The sequence below is a fragment of the Clostridium estertheticum subsp. estertheticum genome (assembly GCF_001877035.1).
Lineage (GTDB): Bacteria > Bacillota > Clostridia > Clostridiales > Clostridiaceae > Clostridium_AD > Clostridium_AD estertheticum.
Genome location: NZ_CP015756.1, coordinates 1361898 through 1383181 on the forward strand (window position 1 = coordinate 1361898; position 21284 = coordinate 1383181).

At 31.4% G+C, this 21284-nt stretch carries 20 protein-coding genes and 1 tRNA gene; 19 read left to right on the top strand and 2 right to left on the bottom strand.

The window, feature by feature from the left end:
- Window positions 1-75 precede the first annotated feature (75 nt).
- The 16 genes from A7L45_RS06375 to nadE (A7L45_RS06450) all read left to right on the top strand — a co-directional run bounded on the left by A7L45_RS06375 (window position 76) and on the right by nadE (A7L45_RS06450) (window position 16891).
- The gene (locus A7L45_RS06375; RefSeq protein ID WP_071611999.1) at window positions 76-534 is read left to right on the top strand and encodes a hypothetical protein; all 459 of its coding nucleotides are present in this window, start codon (window positions 76-78) and stop codon (window positions 532-534) included.
- 153 nt (window positions 535-687) lie between these two features.
- A complete protein-coding gene (locus A7L45_RS06380; protein ID WP_372445281.1) occupies window positions 688-2478 on the top strand; it encodes a penicillin-binding transpeptidase domain-containing protein in 1791 nt (596 codons plus the stop codon).
- Between the two features lie 168 nt (window positions 2479-2646).
- A complete protein-coding gene (locus tag A7L45_RS06385) occupies window positions 2647-3867 on the top strand; it encodes a hypothetical protein (protein ID WP_071612001.1) in 1221 nt (406 codons plus the stop codon).
- A 220-nt stretch (window positions 3868-4087) separates the two neighbouring features.
- Window positions 4088-5590, top strand: a complete 1503-nt coding sequence (gene zwf / locus A7L45_RS06390) for a glucose-6-phosphate dehydrogenase (protein WP_071612002.1) — start codon at window positions 4088-4090, stop codon at window positions 5588-5590.
- Between the two features lie 11 nt (window positions 5591-5601).
- The gene (locus A7L45_RS06395) at window positions 5602-6234 is read left to right on the top strand and encodes a cyclase family protein (protein ID WP_071612003.1); all 633 of its coding nucleotides are present in this window, start codon (window positions 5602-5604) and stop codon (window positions 6232-6234) included.
- A gap of 706 nt (window positions 6235-6940) precedes the next feature.
- Complete coding sequence (locus A7L45_RS06400) at window positions 6941-7360, top strand: SoxR reducing system RseC family protein (RefSeq protein ID WP_071612004.1); 420 nt, start codon at window positions 6941-6943, stop codon at window positions 7358-7360.
- 74 nt (window positions 7361-7434) lie between these two features.
- Window positions 7435-8772 (top strand): electron transport complex subunit RsxC, encoded by a 1338-nt coding sequence (gene rsxC, locus A7L45_RS06405; RefSeq protein WP_071612005.1) that lies wholly within the window; start codon window positions 7435-7437, stop codon window positions 8770-8772.
- Complete coding sequence (locus A7L45_RS06410; protein ID WP_071612006.1) at window positions 8769-9758, top strand: RnfABCDGE type electron transport complex subunit D; 990 nt, start codon at window positions 8769-8771, stop codon at window positions 9756-9758. The genes rsxC and A7L45_RS06410 overlap by 4 nt, the downstream gene beginning before the upstream one ends.
- A 6-nt stretch (window positions 9759-9764) precedes the next feature.
- Complete coding sequence (locus tag A7L45_RS06415) at window positions 9765-10349, top strand: RnfABCDGE type electron transport complex subunit G (RefSeq protein WP_071612007.1); 585 nt, start codon at window positions 9765-9767, stop codon at window positions 10347-10349.
- Window position 10350: 1 nt separating this feature from the next.
- The gene (gene rsxE, locus A7L45_RS06420) at window positions 10351-10974 is read left to right on the top strand and encodes an electron transport complex subunit RsxE (protein ID WP_071612008.1); all 624 of its coding nucleotides are present in this window, start codon (window positions 10351-10353) and stop codon (window positions 10972-10974) included.
- Window positions 10974-11555, top strand: coding sequence for an electron transport complex protein RnfA (locus A7L45_RS06425; RefSeq protein ID WP_071612009.1), 582 nt, complete (start codon window positions 10974-10976; stop codon window positions 11553-11555). Before rsxE ends, A7L45_RS06425 begins: the two co-directional genes overlap by 1 nt.
- 20 nt (window positions 11556-11575) lie before the next feature.
- Window positions 11576-12451, top strand: coding sequence for an RnfABCDGE type electron transport complex subunit B (gene rnfB / locus A7L45_RS06430; protein ID WP_071612010.1), 876 nt, complete (start codon window positions 11576-11578; stop codon window positions 12449-12451).
- A 149-nt stretch (window positions 12452-12600) separates the two neighbouring features.
- Window positions 12601-13404 carry an NAD(+) synthase gene (nadE, locus tag A7L45_RS06435; protein WP_071612011.1) on the top strand — a complete coding sequence of 268 codons (804 nt, stop codon included), beginning with the start codon at window positions 12601-12603 and terminating at the stop codon, window positions 13402-13404.
- A gap of 178 nt (window positions 13405-13582) precedes the next feature.
- Complete coding sequence (gene amrA, locus A7L45_RS06440; protein ID WP_224617006.1) at window positions 13583-14956, top strand: AmmeMemoRadiSam system protein A; 1374 nt, start codon at window positions 13583-13585, stop codon at window positions 14954-14956.
- An 11-nt stretch (window positions 14957-14967) separates the two neighbouring features.
- Window positions 14968-15954: an AmmeMemoRadiSam system radical SAM enzyme gene (gene amrS / locus A7L45_RS06445; protein ID WP_071612013.1), complete on the top strand. Its 987-nt coding sequence runs from the start codon at window positions 14968-14970 to the stop codon at window positions 15952-15954.
- 133 nt (window positions 15955-16087) lie between these two features.
- Window positions 16088-16891 carry an NAD(+) synthase gene (nadE, locus tag A7L45_RS06450; protein WP_071612014.1) on the top strand — a complete coding sequence of 268 codons (804 nt, stop codon included), beginning with the start codon at window positions 16088-16090 and terminating at the stop codon, window positions 16889-16891.
- 60 nt (window positions 16892-16951) lie between these two features.
- On the opposite strand, the gene A7L45_RS06455 is transcribed toward nadE (A7L45_RS06450), so the two are convergent.
- Window positions 16952-18595, bottom strand: a complete 1644-nt coding sequence (locus A7L45_RS06455; RefSeq protein ID WP_071612015.1) for a methyltransferase — start codon at window positions 18593-18595, stop codon at window positions 16952-16954.
- Window positions 18596-18760: 165 nt separating this feature from the next.
- Here A7L45_RS06455 and A7L45_RS06460 point away from each other — a divergent pair, with 165 nt between their 5' ends.
- Together A7L45_RS06460 and A7L45_RS06465 are read left to right on the top strand one after the other, a co-directional pair.
- Window positions 18761-19321, top strand: a complete 561-nt coding sequence (locus A7L45_RS06460) for a nitroreductase family protein (RefSeq protein WP_071612016.1) — start codon at window positions 18761-18763, stop codon at window positions 19319-19321.
- Window positions 19322-19432: 111 nt separating this feature from the next.
- Window positions 19433-19509, top strand: a tRNA-Lys gene (locus A7L45_RS06465).
- A 90-nt stretch (window positions 19510-19599) separates the two neighbouring features.
- Here the strand turns inward: A7L45_RS06465 and A7L45_RS06470 are convergent.
- Entirely contained in the window at window positions 19600-20055 is a 456-nt protein-coding gene (locus tag A7L45_RS06470; protein ID WP_207647761.1) for a CorA family divalent cation transporter, read from the bottom strand.
- A gap of 132 nt (window positions 20056-20187) precedes the next feature.
- Here A7L45_RS06470 and A7L45_RS06475 point away from each other — a divergent pair, with 132 nt between their 5' ends.
- Complete coding sequence (locus A7L45_RS06475) at window positions 20188-21249, top strand: FAD:protein FMN transferase (protein ID WP_071612018.1); 1062 nt, start codon at window positions 20188-20190, stop codon at window positions 21247-21249.
- The last annotated feature ends 35 nt before the right edge of the window (window positions 21250-21284 follow it).

Consider the following 21284-nt stretch of genomic DNA (forward strand, 5'->3'; position numbering starts at 1 on the left):
AGATATTTTATAAAAGCAGTTTTATAAATTTTAGTTTTATTTATCTAATAATATATTAGAAAGGTGAGGATTAAAATGAATGAAGAAGAATTGTTATATAATGTGATTTTCCCAGAAAGCAATGACCCTAATTATATTAATTATGGCTATTTTATAGGGAGGAGCAAAAAAAATGTATTTAAACTGAAAGCTATTATTAATGAAAGTCAACTTAATCCTGTATTAATTTGTGATGGTGATAAGCAAAATGCTTTTTTTGCAAAAGTTTTTCAAAGTGAAGTAGATAGATTTTTGCAAATTATAAGTGAACTTGATTTTAAACAAATTAGGATAAATAGCTGTCACATGAACGAAGTAAAAGCTATGTTTGAAGAAGAGATAAAAGATAAACGAAAAAAAGAACATAGAGTAGTTCATTATTTATTACCAAGGAAATTTAATAATGGAACAAAAAATTGGAAAATACCGGACGTAATAGAGTTTAATCCAATAAATGAAAATAAGCCAGTTTTAAAAGGAGTAATTAATTTATAAAAAAATTAGAGGAAAATATTAATATAAGGAATTACTCTAGTGGTGATTTCTTATATTTTTTTTGCGTTAATTAGGAACTATCTTAATTGTTTATGATACAATTAATAAAACATTTATATTATGAAATATAGTTTTAAAATATAAAATAGGTTGGTGAGTAGATTGAAAGGAAAAAGGGAGCGAGGTAAAAGAATTTTAATTGTAGCCTTATTATTTTCTTTGGTATTTAGTGCTCTTGTTGGCAGAATGGTTTATTTAATGGCCGTTAATGGGTCGAAGTATAAATCCTTGGCATTAGAGCAGCAGACCAAAAGTATAGCTGTACCTCCTATAAGAGGAGCAATTCTAGATATAAATGGTCAAGAACTGGCATTAAGTATGAATATTTATAGACTAGATGTTGATTTAAATGTATTAAAAAAATATTTAGTAGTAAAAAAAATACCAGAGGAACAAGCGGATCTTCAATTGTCGAAAATACTAAATATTGATAAGGGCAAAATTAAAGAGATATTAGATGACAAAGATAACAAAGGGAATCCATTACAGTTTGTATCACTTAAAAGAAAGGTAGAGAAGAAAGTTGTGGATAATATTAAGGCTCTAAAATATAGTGGAATAATAATTTCAAAAGATGTAGAGAGGACATACCCAAACGATAACTTTTTATCACATGTAATGGGACATACCAATTTAGATGGAAATGGAGTCAATGGAGTTGAATTAAGTTACAATAATGAATTAGCAGGTGTTCCCGGAGTTAAGGTAGTTGAAGCGGATAGGGAGAGTAATGAATTGCCTTATACGGAAGCAGTGACAGTTCAACCAGTAAACGGAAAGGACTTAACATTAACTATTGATGAACGAGTTCAAGAGTTAGCGCAGAAAGTTGCAAAAGAAACATTAGCTAAAAATGGTGCAAAATCTGTAAGTATAACAATTATGAACCCAAAGAATGGCGAAATTATGGCAATGGCTAATGCACCGGATTATAATTTAAATATTCCATATGTAGAAGGAAAGACAAGCAAGGAAATACAGGAAATTTGGAAGAATAGAGCCATTAGCAGTGCATTTGAACCGGGATCAATTTTCAAGGTTATAACATCAGCTGCAGCCCTTCAAAATAATGCTGTAACGGAAAAGGATCGATTTATAAGTAACGGTAGCATTAAGGTCGGAGATAAATTATTATATAGCGATAATAAAGAAAATTATGGAATTGAGACTTTCTCGGATATAATTAAAAATTCAGATAATGTAGGGTTTGTTAAACTAGGACAGATGATAGGAAAGGCTAACTTTTACAAATTTATAGAGCTTGCTGGATTTGGACAGAAAACGAATATTGATATGCCAGGCGAGGGCACAGGGATTGTAAAAGACTTAAATAATATAACACCGCTTGATCTTGCTACAATGGCATATGGACAAGGGGTTGCCGTTACTCAGATACAATATATTGCAGCGTTTAACGCAGTGGCAAACGGAGGCACATGGATAAAACCACATGTTATGAAAGACATATCTCATATAGAAAATGGAAAAAAGGTTATGGACAAGCAGTTTAGTGATCTAAATGAGAAAACAATAATGAGCAAAGAAAAAGCGACTCAGCTAAGAACGTATTTGGAAAGGGTAGTTAAAGAAGGAACAGCAGTTGGTACGTATATCGACGGTTATCATATAGCAGGGAAAACTGGAACTGCAAATGAAGTTAACAGTACAAATGGAGGATACAACACTGGTAAATATGTATCCTCATTTGCGGGTATGGCACCTGCTAGCGACCCAAAAGTGAGTTTAGTAATTACTATAGAGGAACCGAACGCTTCGAATTATTATGCTGCGCAAACGGCAGTACCTGCGGCGCGTAAGTTGTTTTTAGAATTATTTCCAATAATCAATATGGCTCCTAGTAATGTGGGTAGTGCAAAAAAATAATATTCCTCCAAAATATTTTATTATTGAATATTTACATTTTTGCTTCATAATGGTAATATACATATATAGTGGCATAAAAGTTATAATAGGATTAGCTCTATTTATATGGTTTATAAATAAAGCATAATAAAGAATGTCAATATATTTGATATTAGGGGGTAAATAACAATGATAAAAACTAAGAAAATGTTAGCTTTGGGTGTTGGTTTAATTATGACGACTTCGCTATTCGCTGGATGCTCAACTGATGGGTTCGCACTTGTGAAGTCATTTACAAAGTCACAAACAATAAACTCTATGCAGAGTAAAACTGATATTTCACTTAAGGTTTCAGGCACTAATATGTCGATAAAAGAGAAACAAATGATGGATACTGTGTTGCCATCTATAGATGGAACTAAAATCTCTATGGTAACTAAAACCAATCAGAATGAGGATAGAACAATATCAAAAATGCAAAGCGATATATCATTACAATTAGTTCAATCTCCAGATCCTATAAATATGAGCATTTGGGTTGATACAGACATAACTGGAGAAAAACCTGTGATTAATGAGTTGTATAAAATTCCTAAATTACTTTCATCGCAGCTTCCAACTGAATTAAAAGGTAAAGAATACATGGCTATGGATTTAGCGAATATGCCAAGTACACCAGGTATGCCCAAAACTGATTATAAAAAACTTATGGCTTTTAGCAAAGAATTCCAACCTAAATTAACTGATTTTATAGTTAAATATGCTAAACAATTTAATCCGACTACAAAGTATGTTACCTATATAGGAAGTCAAAGTTTCTTGCAAGATAACGTAATGCAATCTTCAAATACTTATGAAGTAAAGTTAAATGATAAATCATTTAAGGATTTAATGCATTATACTTTGAATAACCTTTCAGAGAGCAAGGATGCTATGAGTTTTACTCAGGATTATATGAAAGCTATGATGTCAGTTTATGATGTTACTGGTGGTAAGGATAAAACGAGCAAGGATGAAATAAATAAGGCATTTGGAGATGTAACAACTCAATTGCCACAACAACTTAAAAGTATGAATAAATCATTAGAATCTATTGATAATCTTAAAATTCTTGGAGATAAAGGAATTACAATTAGATATACTATTAATAAAGATGGTTATATTGTAAATGAAAAAGGTAATGCAGAATTTGTAATTGATTTACCTAGCATAAATAAATTATCTGGTACAACAGCTGTGGCAAGTAATAGTGACCAAACTGGGATATATACTGTAGGGGTAGATTTTAATACAGATATAACTAATATTAATAAAAATATTGATATTGTGTTACCAAAAACAAATTCAACTAATTCATTTAACTATAATGATATATTGAAGTTAGATAACACAAAATTACCCACAAATTAGTAGGTGTATCTATTGTTGGTTTATAGGACATAAATAAGAACAACCTGTAAAATTTTTTACAGGTTGTTTTTTAATGTGCATTAAAAGGGTATAATGTACATTAATTTCTAATAAAGTACTTACAGGTATTTTATATGTGTGATGCTAGTTTGTGGTATATTAATTAAAAAGGTTAATATTCCTTAATTTTATAAAAAAATAGGAGTAGGGTGAACTTTGAATGGAGAAAAATATGGATATAGAACTTTCTAGTATGTTTGTGATTTTTGGTGGAACTGGTGATCTGACAAAAAGAAAACTTATTCCTGCTGTTTTTAGCTTAATGCATGAGGGAAAGTTATCTGAGAATTTTACAATTGTGTGTATAGGGAGACGAGAAAAGACAAGTGAACAGTATAGGGAAGAGATGCATGAGTATGTAAAAGAATTCTCTAGATTTCCCTTGAATAATAAATTATGGGATAATTTTATTAAGAGAATATTCTACAAGAATTTTGATTTTACTTCAAATAACCAAGGATATAAGGATTTAGATTTGTTTTTGGGGGAAATGGATAATGAATATTCAACAAGAGGAAATAGATTATATTATTTAGCAGTTGCACCAGAGTTTTTTGAGGGTATAATTAGAAATTTAAAAAACAATAATATGGTTTGTAAATCAATAGGTTGGCAGAGGGTAATGATAGAAAAGCCTTTTGGATCAAATTTGAAAACTGCGAGAATTTTGAATAAAAATATATCAAAACTTATACCGGAAGAGGATATATTTAGAATAGATCATTATTTAGGAAAGGAAATGATCCAAAATATATTAGCAATTAGATTTGGTAATTCTCTATTTGAACCTTTATGGAATTCAAACTATATTGATAATATCCAAATTACATCTAATGAACTAATAGGTGTAGAAAATAGAGGGGCATATTATGAAAACGCAGGTATATTAAAAGATATGCTTCAAAATCATTTATTGCAGATGCTTACAATGATTGCAATGGAACCACCAGTGGATTTTGATCCGGAATCTATAAGAGATGAAAAAGTTAAAGTGCTTAGATCGCTAAGACCTTTTACTACGGCGTCATTAAAGAAAGATATAGTTCGAGGGCAATATGGTTCAGGAACAATTAATGAAGTCAAGGTAGTGGGATATAGACAAGAAGAAAGGGTGTCTAGGGAATCTAATACAGATACATTTATAGCGCTTAAGACTTATATAGATAATTTTCGTTTTGGAGGAGTGCCAATTTATATAAGAGCAGGAAAAAGAATGGATACTAAAAGTACGGAAATAGTTATTCAGTTTAAAAAACTTGCTGGAATTAATTATTATAAGGAATTTGATCAAATAGGAAGCAATCTTTTAGTTTTAAAAATTCAGCCTGAAGAGGGCTTTTATTTTCAAATAAATGCTAAAAAACCTGGCAATGACTTTAAAATAGAAAAGGTAGAGTTAGATTATTGCCAAAGCTGTAAGTATTTAAATGATTCGCCTGAGGCCTATGAGAGATTGCTACTTGAAGCAATGAGAAATAATTCATCTTTATTTACAAGGTGGGATGAACTTGAATATTCTTGGAAATTTATTGAAAGCATTGAAAAAGGATATGAGAATGATGTTTCTGATTACCCTAACTACGAGGCGGGAACACCAGGACCTACGGGAGCAGTAGATTTAATTGAAAAGGATGGCAGACAGTGGTGGAACACTGAACTTTAAGGAGGGATAACATGATTATATATGATATATCTATGATTATTGAAAAGGATATGGGAGTATACAAGAATAAAGAGGAAAAAAGGCCGATAATTAAATTTGAAAGTAAAATACCTAAAGATAAAATAAATGAATCTAGTTTGTATATGAATGTGCATACAGGAACTCATATTGATGCAGCATTTCATGTAGATAATGATGGCGATACAATTGATGCTATAGATCTAACTAAATTGATTAGGAAATGTAGAGTAATAGACTTAACTAAAGTTATAGGTTCAATAACAAAAGAGGATCTTATAGATAAAAACATTAAGCCATTGGAATTTTTATTATTTAAAACTAAAAATTCATTTAAAGATGGGTATGAAACAGATTTTGTATATCTCTCAATAAGCGGAGCAGAGTACTTGGCAGAAAAGGAAATAGTGGGTGTGGCAATAGATTCATTTGGAATAGAAAGAGCTCAACCGGGTCATGAAACCCATAAAACACTTTTTAATAAAGGCATAATTATAATAGAGGGTGTTAGATTAAAAGAAGTTTCAGAAGATGAATACTTCATGTGTGCGCTTCCACTTAAAATTAAAGGTATAGATGGTGCGCCTGCTAGAATAGTTTTAATAAAAGACTTAATGATATTATAAAGGGAGAGATTTAATTGTAATAATATTCTGTTTTACGATTAGTTTTACAAATTCTTGACTATATAGAAAATAAGGATTAGTTTTACAATTAAATGATATCTGTATAGGAAAATATAAAGTTAAAGGGGGGGGCTAACCCCCTCAATTACTTAGCATTGTGATTATAAGCATACCATTATTCAATACGTAAAAACGGTAGTTGTTAATGTTTTAACGCTATTTAACAAAAACTTAACAAATCTAAAAAAATCTAAAAAATAATAAGTAATTAATGTATATAACTGTTCTAGTACTGAAAAAGGTAAATATAACAGAATGCTTTGTTATTATAAGACGCTAATTCGGAAATACGGGACTGTATTGCCAAAAACATTAGTAAAATAGATATTATTTATAATGGTTAAAGTAATGAATAAGCAGCTGTGTATATTTTTAAAATAGTTTCTGATATATGAGGCATATAAATTGTTATATAGGCATTTGTTAAAAATTTAATTATTGTTGACTTTTGCACTAAATAAAACTATCTTGAGAGATAGAAGCTTGGTTATTTATATAATTCGACAGGAACTAATTAGACGAATTTTATTATAGGATTATAATGTAATTGATATTATAATCAAAGGGGGAGCGTTTAATTATCATATAAGTAGTTCCTTGCGAGTATAATATAATTAATATTGTAGTAGAGGAAGGAGCTGTAAAGGTGATAAAAGAAGAAGAAGGAATTATAATAGAGATTTCTAAGGATAATATTGCAAAAGTAAAAGTAGGAAGGCATAATGAGTGTAAAAATTGTGGCGCATGTCCTGGTGATAATTCAGTTGTAATAGAGGCTAAAAATCCTATTGGAGCTAAAATTGGTCAACGAATTGCATTTGAAATGAAAGATACAAATATGTTAATGGCAGCTTTTGTTGTATATATACTTCCTCTTGTTCTAGTTGTGGCAGGTGTTATTGTTGGACAAGTGATAGCTAAAAAATTTGGGTATTCTGTTCGGGGATTTCAAATTGGAGGCGGAATAATAACATTTGTATTATCAATTATTAATATTAAACATTTTGAAAAGTACGCTCATAATAATGACAAAATGCAACCTGTGATTACTAAAAGTTTATCTTGAATATAATTTTTTCGAATTTGATTATATCTATTATAGTTCACAAATTTTAAATATTTTAAAAGAGGTGTGGAAAAGTGATAAAAAGTTTTCGTGGAGGAATACATCCAAATGGTTCTAAAAATTACACCGCGAGCAAGCCTATAGAAATAGCAACTTTACCAAGTAAAGTTGTTATTCCTGTGAGTCAGCATATCGGTGCTCCTTGTGTGCCAACTGTAGCAAAGGGGGATTATGTAAAGAAGGGACAGGTTATAGCAACTAGTCCAGCTTTTGTTTCAAGTCCAGTACATGCATCTATATCAGGTATGGTTAAAGATATAGCTTTATATCCTCATCCGGTATTTGGAAAATGTCTTTCTATCGTAATTGAAAATGATGGAAAAGACGAATGGATAGAAGGAATCCCTCTTGTTCGCGATTGGGAGAAGTTAAGTGCTGATGAAATAAAAGGTATCATTAAAGATGCAGGTATCGTTGGAATGGGAGGAGCTACTTTTCCAACTTTCGTAAAATTATCACCACCAAAAGATAAGAAAATAGATACTTTTATTTTGAATGCAGCGGAATGTGAGCCTTTTTTAACAGCAGATCACAGAATGATGCTTGAGCATTCAGATAAAATTGCTATTGGAGTAAAATTAGTAATGAAGGTTCTTGGGGTTGAAAAAGCATTTGTTGGAATAGAAGACAATAAACCAGATGCTGTTATTGCTATGCAAAAAGCGTTTGAAGGAACTACAGTTAAAGTAATGGCAATACCAACTAAATATCCACAAGGTGCGGAAAAAATGCTTATTAAAGTGCTTGTAGATCGTGAGGTTCCATCAGGAAGCTTACCAATGGATGTGGGCGTTGTTGTTCAAAACGTAGGTACGGTCGTTGCAATTTGTGACGCAGTTGTAAGTGGAATTCCATTAATTGAAAGAGTAACAACAATAAGTGGAAGTGCTGTTAAAGAACCTAAAAATCTTTTGCTTAGAATTGGAACAACATTTGAAGAGGCTATTGAGAATTGTGGTGGATTTAAAGAACCACCAGCTAAAATTATTATGGGTGGCCCTATGATGGGATTCGCTCAATCAAATTTAAATATTTCTATAATTAAAGGGGTTTCTGGAATACTTGGATTAACTAAGAAAGATATTAATAATGGAACTCAATCTCCCTGTATTCGTTGTGGAAAATGTGTAAGTGTTTGCCCTTGTGGACTTAATCCAAGTATGTTAAGTATACTCGGAGAAAGAGATATGTATGAGGAAGCAAAACTTGAACAAAATCTTTTCGATTGTGCTGAATGTGGAAGCTGTGTTTATGTATGTCCAGCTAAACGTAATATTGTACAATACATTAAATATAGTAAAATGAGAAACAATGCAGATGCTGCTAAAAAAAAGGAGGCTCTAGCTAAATGAGTGAAGTAAAATTACAAGAGAATCTCTTTACTGTATCAACTTCTCCACATATACGTGCAGAAGCATCTATTTCTAAAATTATGTGGACTGTTACTATGGCATTAACGCCAGCTGCGCTTTTCGCAATTTATCATTTTGGAACCTCTGCTTTATTCGTATTACTTGCGGGAAGTTTGTCTGCGGTAGGATTTGAGTATATAGTACAAAAACTTAGAAAAAAGCCAGTAACTATAACAGACGGGAGTGCATTTTTGACAGGTCTATTGCTTGCAATGTGTTTACCACCAGCAATACCGCCTTATATGGCAATTGTTGGTTCATTTATAGCTATAGTAATTGCAAAACATGCTATGGGTGGTCTTGGATATAATATTTTCAATCCAGCTCATATTGGTCGTGCTGCGCTTATGGTTTCATGGCCTGTGGCTATGACAACTTGGTCAAAGTTTACATCAAGTGTAGACGTAGTGTCTACTGCAACACCTTTAAATATTTTAAAACAACAAGGATATTCAAAATTAATAGATACTTTTGGAAGCGCACCTCAAATGTATAAAGATATGTTTGTTGGCTTTCGTAATGGAAGTATTGGTGAAACATCTACGGTTTTACTAATTATTGGAGGTATATATTTAATTTATAAAGGTTATGCAAATTGGGTAGTTCCTGCATTTATGATTGGAACTGTAGGTATTTTAACTTGGATATGTGGACCAACAGGTTTATTTACTGGAGATCCGTTATTTCATATGATGGCCGGAGGCCTTATTATAGGAGCTTTTTTCATGGCTACAGATATGGTTACCATTCCAATTACAAAGAAAGGGCAGATAGTTTTTGCTATTGGCGCTGGAGTTATTACTGTTTTAATCAGGCTTAAGGGTGGATACCCTGAAGGGGTTTGTTATTCTATTTTATTAATGAATGCAGTTACACCACTTATTGATCGCTTGATGAAACCAGTAAAATTTGGAGCAAGGGGGTAGTGAAAAATGTCAGATGAGAATAATATCAAGCCTAAAGTTAATCATGAGAAAAAATATAGCATTTTTCAAATCACTATAAATTTAACAATTGCCTGTTTTATATCAGGATTGATTATTGCTGTAGTATATTTTTTTACAGCACCAGTTGCAGTGAAAACAGCGGCAGGAATTAAAACTGATGCAATGAAATCACTAGTGGTAGGTGCACAAGAATTTAAGCCTGTAGAAGGTAAGAAAGAATGGTTTACTGCAGAAAAAGATGGAAAAGTAATTGGATATGTTGTGCCAGCAGAAAGTAAAGGATATGGTGGAGCAATTACAATGCTTGTAGCAGTTACACCTCAAGGTAAAATTATTGAATTTACTATATTAACTACTAAAGAAACACCTGGACTTGGAGATAATGCAAGTAAAGATCCTTTTAGAAACCAATTTAAAGGTAAGGCAGTCAAAGATTTAGAAGTAACAAAAGACCCAACAAAAACAAATAATATTCAAGCTATGACTGGTGCTACCATTACTTCTAAAGCGGTAACTAAAGGCATTAAAGAAGCTGTGCAAGAAGTTACACAGTTTGTAGGGAGGAAATAATATGAGAGAGTTATGGAACATATTTAAAAAAGGGATTATTGAAGAGAACCCAATTTTTGTTCTTGCACTTAGTCTTTGCCCAGCACTCGCGGTAACTAGTAGTGCGCTAAACTCCTTGGTTATGGGACTTGCGGTACTGTTTGTTATTACTGCTAATAATATGGTTGTATCTGTTACTAGAAAATTAGTAAATCCGACAGTTCGTGTACCAGTGTATATTACTTCAGTTGCAACAATTGTTACTGTAGTACAGTTAGTATTACAGGCATATTTGCCAGCACTTAATAAGGCTTTAGGAATATATCTAGCATTGATAGTTGTTTTTGCAATTATTTTAGCTAGAGCAGAAGTTTTTGCCTCAAAGAATAAAGTTATTCCATCTATGTTTGATGGACTTGGAATGGGATGTGGTTTTGCACTTGGACTTGTATTAATCGGGGTAGTTCGTGAACTTATTGGTGCGGGAACATTATTTGGAATAAAAATTCTTGGTTCTTGGTACAATCCGGCACTTATCATGGTTTTATCACCAGGTGCATTTATATTAATTGGCTACATGGTAGCTGGTTTTAAGATGTGGATTGAGCATAGTGAAAAAGTTAAACTCGAGAGAGGTGAGATGTAATGGGGCATTATTTAACTATACTTGCAAGTAATATAGTTGTAAACAATTTCGTTTTAACAAGGTTTTTAGGGCTTTGTATTTTCTTTGGAGTTTCAAAAAGTTTAAATGCATCTATTGGTATTGGAATGGCTGTAACTTCTGTTATGACATTAAGTTCTATGATGGCATGGTTAGTTTACCATTTTGTATTAATGCCTTTTCATTTAACATTTTTAACAACAGTGGTATTTGTACTTCTAATTGCTAGTTTTGTTCAGCTTTTAGAAATGATTATTAAAAAACATGCACCTACTTTATATAATATGTGGGGAATTTATTTATTATTAATTGCTACAAATTGTATCGTATTTAGTGTACCACTTTTAAATGTAGAAAATAATAATTCGTTTTTAGACAGTGCGGTAACTGCAGTAGGTGCTGGTTTAGGCTTTACTTTGGCAATCGTCCTTATGGCAAGTTTAAGAGAAAAATTAAGACTTGCAGATGTCCCAAAACCACTTCAAGGGCTTGGTGTAGCGTTTATTTTAGCTGGAATGCTTGCATTAGCCTTCTTAGGTTTTTCTGGGATGATACCAGTATAAAAAGGAGCTGAAAAATTAATATGAGTAATTTAGAAATTGCAATTGCAGTGTTAATTGTAATGACAATAGTTGGGTTGATATTTGGTTTAGTTTTAGCATTTGCTAATAAAAAGTTTTCTATTGAAATAAATCCATTGATTCATATCGTTGAGGATATATTACCAAAAGGTCAGTGTGGAGCCTGTGGATTTGCTGGCTGTATGGCATATGCAGAAGCTGTAGTTATGAATGATGAGGTACCACCAAATCTTTGTGTTCCGGGTAAGGCAGCTGTTGCAAAATTGGTAGCTGATTTAACTGGTAAAGCAGCATTAGAAGTGGAACCAAAGGTTGCTTTTGTACACTGCGCTGGTAGCACAGATAAAGCAAATAAAGCTTACGAGTATAAAGGTGTACAAGATTGTGTTGCTGCATCATTACTACAGGGAGGACCTAAGGGATGTCAATATGGTTGTCTTGGTTTTGGAACCTGTGTTAACAACTGTCCATTTGATGCAATGACAATGGGTGATAATGGATTACCTATTATTGATGAAGTAAAATGTACAGGCTGCGGAAAATGTAAATCAGTTTGTCCAAAGAAAGTTATTGATTTAGTTTCACCTGGAATTCATGTGGCTATAAATTGTAATTCAAAGGACAAAGGCGCAGTAGCACGTAAACTTTGTACTATAGCGTGTATTGGGTGTGGAATTTGTGTTAAAAATTGTTCCCATGGTGCAATAAAAATTGAAAACAATTTAGCTGTAGTAGACAGCAAAATTTGTATGGCAGAGTGTAGTGAAGCTACTTGCACACATAAATGTCCTACTGGAGCAATTAAAACTTTTATAAAAGAAGCTCCATCAGCAAATATAGCAGCAGAATCAGTTAATAGTAAAACTTTATCTGAATAAAATTTTATAAATTCATAAAAAGCCTCTAAAATTGGATATTAATTTTAGAGGCTTTTTATATTTTCAACTAATATTAGATGTTATCATATGGTGAAAATAGTATAATATGTGTTATAATAATCGTATACATAAGTTTAAGGAGGCTCTAAATGGATAAAATTAAACAACAAAAAATTATGAAAGAATTTGCTATACCTCATCCTTTTAAAGATGAGTCAGATGAAAAATATGCAAATAGAATGATAGAAGAAACTTCTGATTTTTTAAAAAAATATGCTAAAGCTACAGGAAAAAAAGGGTATGTTTGTCATCTTACAGGTGGAGTAGATAGCTTCGTTACAAGTATGATAATTAGAAAATCTGGACTAGAATTAATTAATTTATCACTTCCTTTTGGAATAAAGCAAGATATAGATGATGTAGAAAAAGCTAAATGTGTTATAAAACCAGAGGTTTTCAAAACCTATGATATAATGGGACCTGTTATTGAATCTATTGAACTTTTACGTGATTTACCTTCTTCAAAGGTAGATATTGGGAATACGAAAGCTAGAATAAGAATGACAGTGTTATATAGAATAGCTGAAGTTTATGATGTTTTAGTTGCTGGTGTCTCAAATGCTGCAGAGCTATCACTAGGAATGATGACTAAATATGGTGATGGTGCGGCAGATGTACAACCACTTGCAGGAATAACAAAAGGTGTAGTATATGAAATGGCAAAAATACTTAATGCACCTCAATCTATAATTGATAAGCTTTCTACAACTGGTGTATGGGATAATGGAACAAATCAAAAAATAGTAACAGAGCTAAATCATCAGATTTGTATATATTTAAGAGGTGGAGATATAGAAAGAGCATATGAAGAGAAAATATTAAAGCTATATGAAATTTCTAGACACAAAAGACATTTACCAGTTTCGTTAAAAGATAGTTGGTGGGTCGAATAAATTTATAAAATATTTTTAGTAAAAGAGATGTTATGCATCTCTTTTTTTTGTTGAATTTAATTTAAATTAATGGCTAATTATAAAATTTATGGATATGAATTTAAAGTAGTGGGCAAAATGTATTTAGTAATAAATATGAGAGGTGACGATATTGGGTAAAATAATAGCTTATTTTGCAATGCCACATCCCCCTATAATAATTCCAGAAGTGGGACGTGGAGAGGAAAAAAAGATAAAAAACACATATGATGCATGTAAGGAAATTGGGTGCGAAATAGCTGACTTAAAACCAGAAGTAATAATAATGGTTACACCACATGGTACTATGTTCTCGGATGCTATAGCAGTTTCTTTTGAACCAAATATTACAGGAAGTCTTAAGCAATTTGGAGCCCCAGAAGTTTCTATGAACTTTGAAATAGATATGGATCTTACTCAAGAAATTATGGTTAGGGCGGATAAAAGTAATATACCAATTGTAAGGGCAACAAGTAGCACTCTTAAACAATATGGTAGGGAATATGAATTAGACCATGGATGTTTAGTTCCACTGTATTTTGCTGTCAATAAATATAACCATTTTAAGCTTGTGCATATTACATATGGTGGGCTTACTCCTATTGAGTTATATAAATTTGGTAAACTAATAGAGGAGGCTGTACGCGAAAGCAATAAAGAAGTTGTGTTTATTGGTAGTGGTGATCTTTCACATCATCTTAAGGATGAAGGTCCATATGAATACAATCCATATGGAGAAAAATTTGATAAGAAGATAATAAGTTTACTTAAAAATGGAGATGTAACTGGAGTATTTAATATAGATCCTGAAATGATACAAAAGGCTGGAGAATGTGGCTTGAGATCTTATTATATAATGCTTGGGGCAATGGATGGTAACGACATAGTGGGAGAGCTTCTTTCCTATGAAGGTACCTTTGGAGTTGGATATGCGGTGATGAAATTTAAGCTTGAAAAAAGTGGCAGAGATATATTATCTGAAATAATTAAAGAAAAGGAAAAAAAATATAATGAAAGAATAAAAAATGAGGATGTTTATGTACGCCTTGCTAGAGAAAGTCTTACTTATTATCTAGCAGAGGCTAATTATATGGATGTACCAAGTTATGTGCCTTGCGAAATGTTAAATAACAAAAGAGGCGTTTTTGTATCTCTTAAAAAATTTGGAGTATTAAGAGGGTGCATAGGCACCATTTTTCCAACATCAGAAAATATTGCAGAGGAAATAATGAAAAATGCGGTTTCTGCAGGAGAAGGTGACCCAAGGTTTATTAACGTAGATTCCACAGAACTTGAAGATATTATATTTTCAGTAGATGTTCTGACAAATCCTATAAAAGCTTTAAAAGAAGAGCTAAACCCTAAAAAATATGGAGTAATTGTTAGGAGTGGAAAAAATAGTGGATTGTTATTACCAGATATTGAGGGTGTTTCCACCATAGATCAGCAAATAAGCATTGCGCTTAATAAAGCTGGAATTTTAATAAATGAGGATTATTCTATAGAAAAGTTTGAGGTTATTCGTCATGTTTAGGAGGTGTGGATATGGAAAAAGAGGCTTTATTTTATGAAAAAGAAGTAGGGTATGTAAACTGTAAACTCTGCCCCCATAACTGCTTTATTATCGACGGTGCATTTGGAAAATGTAATGTGCGGGTAAATCACGAGGGAAAACTTTACACAACAAATTACGGAGAAATAACCTCTATGGCGCAAGAACCCATAGAAAAAAAGCCATTGTATCACTTTAAACCGGGTAGCAATATCTTATCAGTTGGGAGTTTTGGATGTAATTTTAGTTGTGAATTTTGTCAGAATCATACAATATCACAAGGTAGGGCAAGAAGTGAATATTTACCTCCAGAAAAATTAGTGGAAGTTTGCAAAGGACTTGAAGACAATATTGGAGTGGCATTTACATATAATGAACCTTCCATCTGGTATGAATATGTATACCAGTCATCAAAGCTATTAAAAGAGAATATTAAAAACATAAATATAGTGCTAGTAACAAATGGATATATAAATGAAGAACCTATAAAGAAACTTCTTCCTTATGTGGATGCTATGAATATAGATTTAAAATCATTTAACAACGATTATTATAAAGGAGCATGTGGAGGGAGTATTTCGCCAGTACTTAGTACTATAAGGATGGCATCAAAAGAATGTCATGTAGAGGTAACTACACTGCTTGTAAATGGTGAAAACGATTCTGAATTTGAGGTTAAGGAAATTGCAAGTTTTATAGCTTCATTAGATAAAAATATTCCACTTCATTTATCAAGATATTTTCCTAGCTATAAAATGAGAAAACCTGCGACAAACATTGATGTAATGATTGAAGATAGAAAGATAGCAAAGCAATATCTAAATTATGTGTATATGGGTAATGTTACTAATAATGATAACTCAACATACTGTCCAAAGTGCGGTCATAAAATTATAGAAAGAGAAGGATATCATATTAATGTTAATATTTGTAATGGTTTATGCCCAAAGTGTGGTTACAAAATAAATATTGTGTGCTAAGTCCATAGTATATAGATGATTATTAGTTATATCAACGTAATAGTTAATATTGGGTGAATATTGTTAATGTTTTAACGTAATATATATAATATGTGTTATAATGAGAGTATAAATAAGTTTAAGGGGGAACGAAATGGATAAAACTAAACAAGATGAGATAATGAGTGAATTTGGTATACCTTGTCCTCTTCAAGATGAGTCGGACGAAAAATATGCACATAGAATGATAGAGGAAACTTGTACTTTTTTAAAAAAATATGCGCAGCTTGCTGGTAAAAAAGGGTACGTATGTAATCTAACAGGTGGAGTAGACAGTTTTGTTACTAGTATGCTTATCAAAAAATCAGGACTTGAGCTAATCAATTTATCGCTTCCTTTTGGAATTAATCCAGATATAGAGGAATTAGAAATTGAGAAGCATGTAATACAACCTGATGTATTTAGAACTTATGATATAACAGGACCTGTAAATGAATCACTTGATCTTCTCCATAATTTGCCTTCATCTAAAGTAGATATAGGGAATACAAAATCTAGAATAAGAATGACAGTTATATATAGAATAGCTGAAGTTTATGATGTTTTAGTTGCAGGTTGCACAAATGTTGCTGAATTAACTCTAGGAATGGTAACAAAGTTTGGTGATGATGCTGCAGATGTAAAACCACTTGCTGGAATAACAAAAGGTATAATTTATGAAATGGCTAAAATATTTAATGCTCCTAAATCTATAATTGATAAGGTATCTACAAGCGGAATGTGGGATAATAAATCAAATTTAGAAGAAGTAACAGAATTAAATCATCAAGTTTGTATGTATTTAAGAGGTGAAGAAATTTCTAATGAATATGAGGCAAAGATATTGAAGTTATACAATGTATCTAAACACAAAAGGCATTTACCAGTTTCAACAAAAGATACTTGGTGGGTAGAATAAATTAAAAAAACAAATGCACCTATTATTTAGATGCATTTGTTTTTTTTATATTATCTTAATTTATTTTACTCGTAGAACAAAAACATGAGGTGTAAGTCTACCGCTTTCAATCTTTATTTCTTTAAGTAATTCAAGTTGATCATTATCTAATAAGATATCTCTAAACAATTCCTTTTCTATTGTGTACACAAATGCCATTCCGTTTGATTTAACTAGCTTCGGAATTTTAGCTATAAATGAATTATATAAGTCTGCATACTTGTTATGTGTGGTAGATTTATTGTCAAAAGGCATATTTGTTATAAGCTCATCATATAGAGTATAAGGAATAAATTCTAATGTGTCATCAGCAATAAGTTCTATGTCTACATTAGCTAACTTAGAATTTATTGTTGCAGCTGTTATAGCGGTTCTAAATATATCAATTCCTGTTAAAGACTCGAATTGTTCTAATTTAGACCTTTCTATAAGCATTGTTCCTGCGCCGCAAAATGGATCTATAACTTTAGCATTAGGTTCTAGCCATTGCTCTATGGATTTTATTACAATAGCTGCAGTTACTGGATTTATAGATGTAGCTAGGTCATTTTTTCTATAATTAAATCTATCATCTTTAAAGGAATATAACTTAATATATACATTACAAAGATTATCTTTTTCAAGTATTCTAATTTCAACTTCATATGAGGAAGGGCTATTTCTTAAAGTTCCAGAGGAGATTGCATCTAACTCCCTAGATAAATTTTTTACAAAATCGGATCTATCTCTGTTGGAGTCCATAGTTTTAAATTCAATTCTGTATCCAAAAGGAGAATTCGATTCATTATCGTGACAATCATTTAAAAAGCCTACAATATCTGCATTCATAATTTCAGCTGCAATTATCTTATAATCAAACAACACGTCAGAGCAATCACCTAAAGGATATAAAAGTTCATAAAAGGTCCTGCAACTATAAATCTTATCTAAATCATTTTCACATATAAGTATACCATCATTAATAAGTCTACCTTCGATTAACTTTTCATCAAGTTCAGCTAAAGTAAGCTGATATTGATAATTCATAATTGTGAGTAGCATTGGTACAGGAGTATTAAATCCTTTAAATTCATGGCGTGCAGTTGGAGATAATTTATCTATTGCTCTTGTAAGTGCTAATTTTTCTTCATTAATATGTTTATTAGTTGTAATCAGTGAGTTATTATCTTTTGAAATTTGCTCGTTATGGACTACTTCCTCAAACATTTCCTTTAGCTTTTCTGCATCAATGGCGCTGCCACAGTTACCTATCGCAAGTACATATGAATATCTCACAAAGAGTTTTTCTTCGGCGTTATAGGCGTTATATAAGCCTTCTAAATATGCAGGGTCTGCGAGTTCACCTATGACACCACATACATTTTTTCGAACTTTAGGATCAGGATGTGAAAGAAAAGCAATGAGCTTTTCCTTTGAATTCCCGATAGTTCTTTTAAACATTCCCTTTGGTTTTTCCTTTTTCAAAATATCCCTCATAACGGATAGTAATGTCCTAGGGTCATCCTCAGTTATTATTTTTGACCATAACAATGGAATGGCATTATTATAATCAAGAGATAGTTTGTTTATTATAGCGGATCTCTGTTTATCATCTGAAGTTTTTAAATTTTCTAATAAAATTGTAATTTTATTATTTACTTCTAATTTATCATTTATATCTATCATTTGTTTCACCTCTTATGTTTAAATTTAATAACTATAATTATAGCATAGATTTTATTTTTTTTAATAAGAAATGAGTGATTATGTGCGTTTAATGAAGAAAATGTGATATAGTATTGTTTTAGTGACTAGATGTTAAAAAAATAAATATACTTAGGAGGATTTATTATGAATGAAACTTTGAAAAATATAAGAAATAGAAGAAGTACAAGAGCATTTTTACCAGAACAAATTAATGGTGCACACTTAACAGAGATAATAGATGCGGGCATATATGCACCAAGTGCTAATAATCAGCAACCATGGCATTTTACCGTAATACAAAGAAAAGACATTATCGACAGATTAAGCGATGCTTTTAAAGAAATTGCAAAAGACTCTGATAATGAGTATATTAGAAGATTTTCTGATAATGAAAAGTTCCATGTATTTTATAATGCACCAACAGTAGTATTAGTATCTGGGGACATAAATATTAAGTCTGCTCCAGTAGATTGTGGTATTGCTACACAGAATATGCTAATAGCTGCGGAATCATTAGAAATTGGTTCTTGCTGGGTTGGTCTTATTGCTATTCTATTAAATAGTGAAAAAGGTAAAGACTTCATTAAAGAGCTTGAAATTCCAGAAGGATTTAAACAAATACATGCATTTTGCCTAGGGTATAAAAAAATTGAAGTAACTAATGCACCGAAAAGAAAAGAAAATAATGTAAATTATATAAAATAATAGTATAATTTACTTAGTAAAACTAATAGATATAAATTTATCTATTAGTTTTATAAAAAAAGTATTTACAAATACGCAAAAGTAATATATACTAAAGAAGTTGTCAAACATGCTTCATTAGCTCAGCTGGTTAGAGCACCTGACTCTTAATCAGGGGGTCCAGGGTTCAATTCCCTGATGGAGCACCATAATATATGCAGATATCTCAAGCGTTGAGGTATCTGCATTTTTTTATTATTAATTTGGTATTGGGTTTTAATCTGTTTTAAAACACACATCTATTTAAGATTTAGCCACCCTCTACGTTTAAACCAACAGGACATACCGATGCCTATAAGTAATAGTATACTCATAATAATAAAGTAGCTGTAGCGAAAGTGAAGTTCTGGCATATAATCAAAATTCATGCCATATATACCTACAATGAAGGTAAGTGGAATAAAAATTGAAGAGATAACTGTCAAAATCATCATTATAGTGTTCATTTTGTGAGAATTAAGTGATACAAAACTATCTCTTATTTCAGAAGTTATCGCCTGACTTGATTCGATCATTTCAGAAAGTCTTAGAATATGATCATAAACATCAACAAAATAAACACGCTTATTGTTCACCTCTTCTAGATGAGTTGAGTTCAGAGCTCTATAAACCAGGTCTCTCATTTGGCTTATAATTCGGCGAAGTTTAAGTAAATCTGAACGTATTTCAAAAACTTTATCCATTAAGTTCTTCAATAGGTAAATCTTTTTTAGACTTAAATCTTTTGTTATTGCTAATTAATAATTATCTTTGTTTTGATGAACTTTATATAATATTATGTTAAAATATTTGTAGTGGCATTTTTGATAAAAAATGGAGGATTACTAATGAAAAGAAATATTTGTATGATAGGTATATGTATATTATTATTTGCTATACCTATTACTGCGTGGCTAATTAGCGATAGGGCTAATAAACAATTATATGAGGATACTTTTATATCAATGGATACACCTATGAAATTAAGTGCCAATGGGCCAAAGGCAAAAATCATAGTTAATGAAAGCAAGAAAAAAGTGGATGAGCTTAATGAGATGGCAAGTCCTACGATAGCTACTAGCGATGTTAGTAAAATAAATAAAGCGGCAGGGAAAAATTATGTAAAGGTTCATCCAGAGATAATCAAAATGTTAGTGTCGTCTCAAAAATATTCAAAAATAAGTAATGGTGTGTGGGATATATCTGTTGGACCTCTTGCGAATCTATGGGCTATAGGTACAGATAAAGCAAAAAAGCCTTCGGATATAGATATTAAAACAAAACTACCACTTATAGATTACAATAAAATTAAGATTAATGAAAAAGATAATAGTGTTATGCTTATGGAGACTGGTATGGCTATAGATTTAGGGGGAATTGCAAAAGGCTTTGCTGTTGACGAGGTAGATAAAATATATAAAAAGTATAATGCCCAAAATGGGCTTATAGATTTGGGTTCAAGTTCTATATATGGTATTGGTAAAAATGGAAAGAATAGTCCATGGTCAATTGGTATTAAACACCCAAGAAGCGATGGTAGTGATAAATACATTGGTATTATTAAAATTTCAAATCAAGGAATATCTACATCAGGTGACTACCAACGATACTTTATTCAAAATGGAAAAAGATATCATCACATAATTAGTCCATCCACAGGATACCCGGTAGATAATGGTGTAATGAGTGTTACAGTTGTTGTTGATGGTAGTGTGCCAGATAATGGAATGCTTGCAGATATTTTATCTTTAACTGTTTTTGGTCTGGGTCCAGATAAAGGTATTAAGCTTATTAATAGTATGCCAAATGTATCATGTATAGTTACTACAACAAATTTTAAAATTTACAAGTCATCGGGTTTTAAGGATAAGATAATAAATTTAAATGAAGATTTCAAATTTGTTAATTAAAAGTATGGATTAGATATTCAATTGTGAGTTAAAAT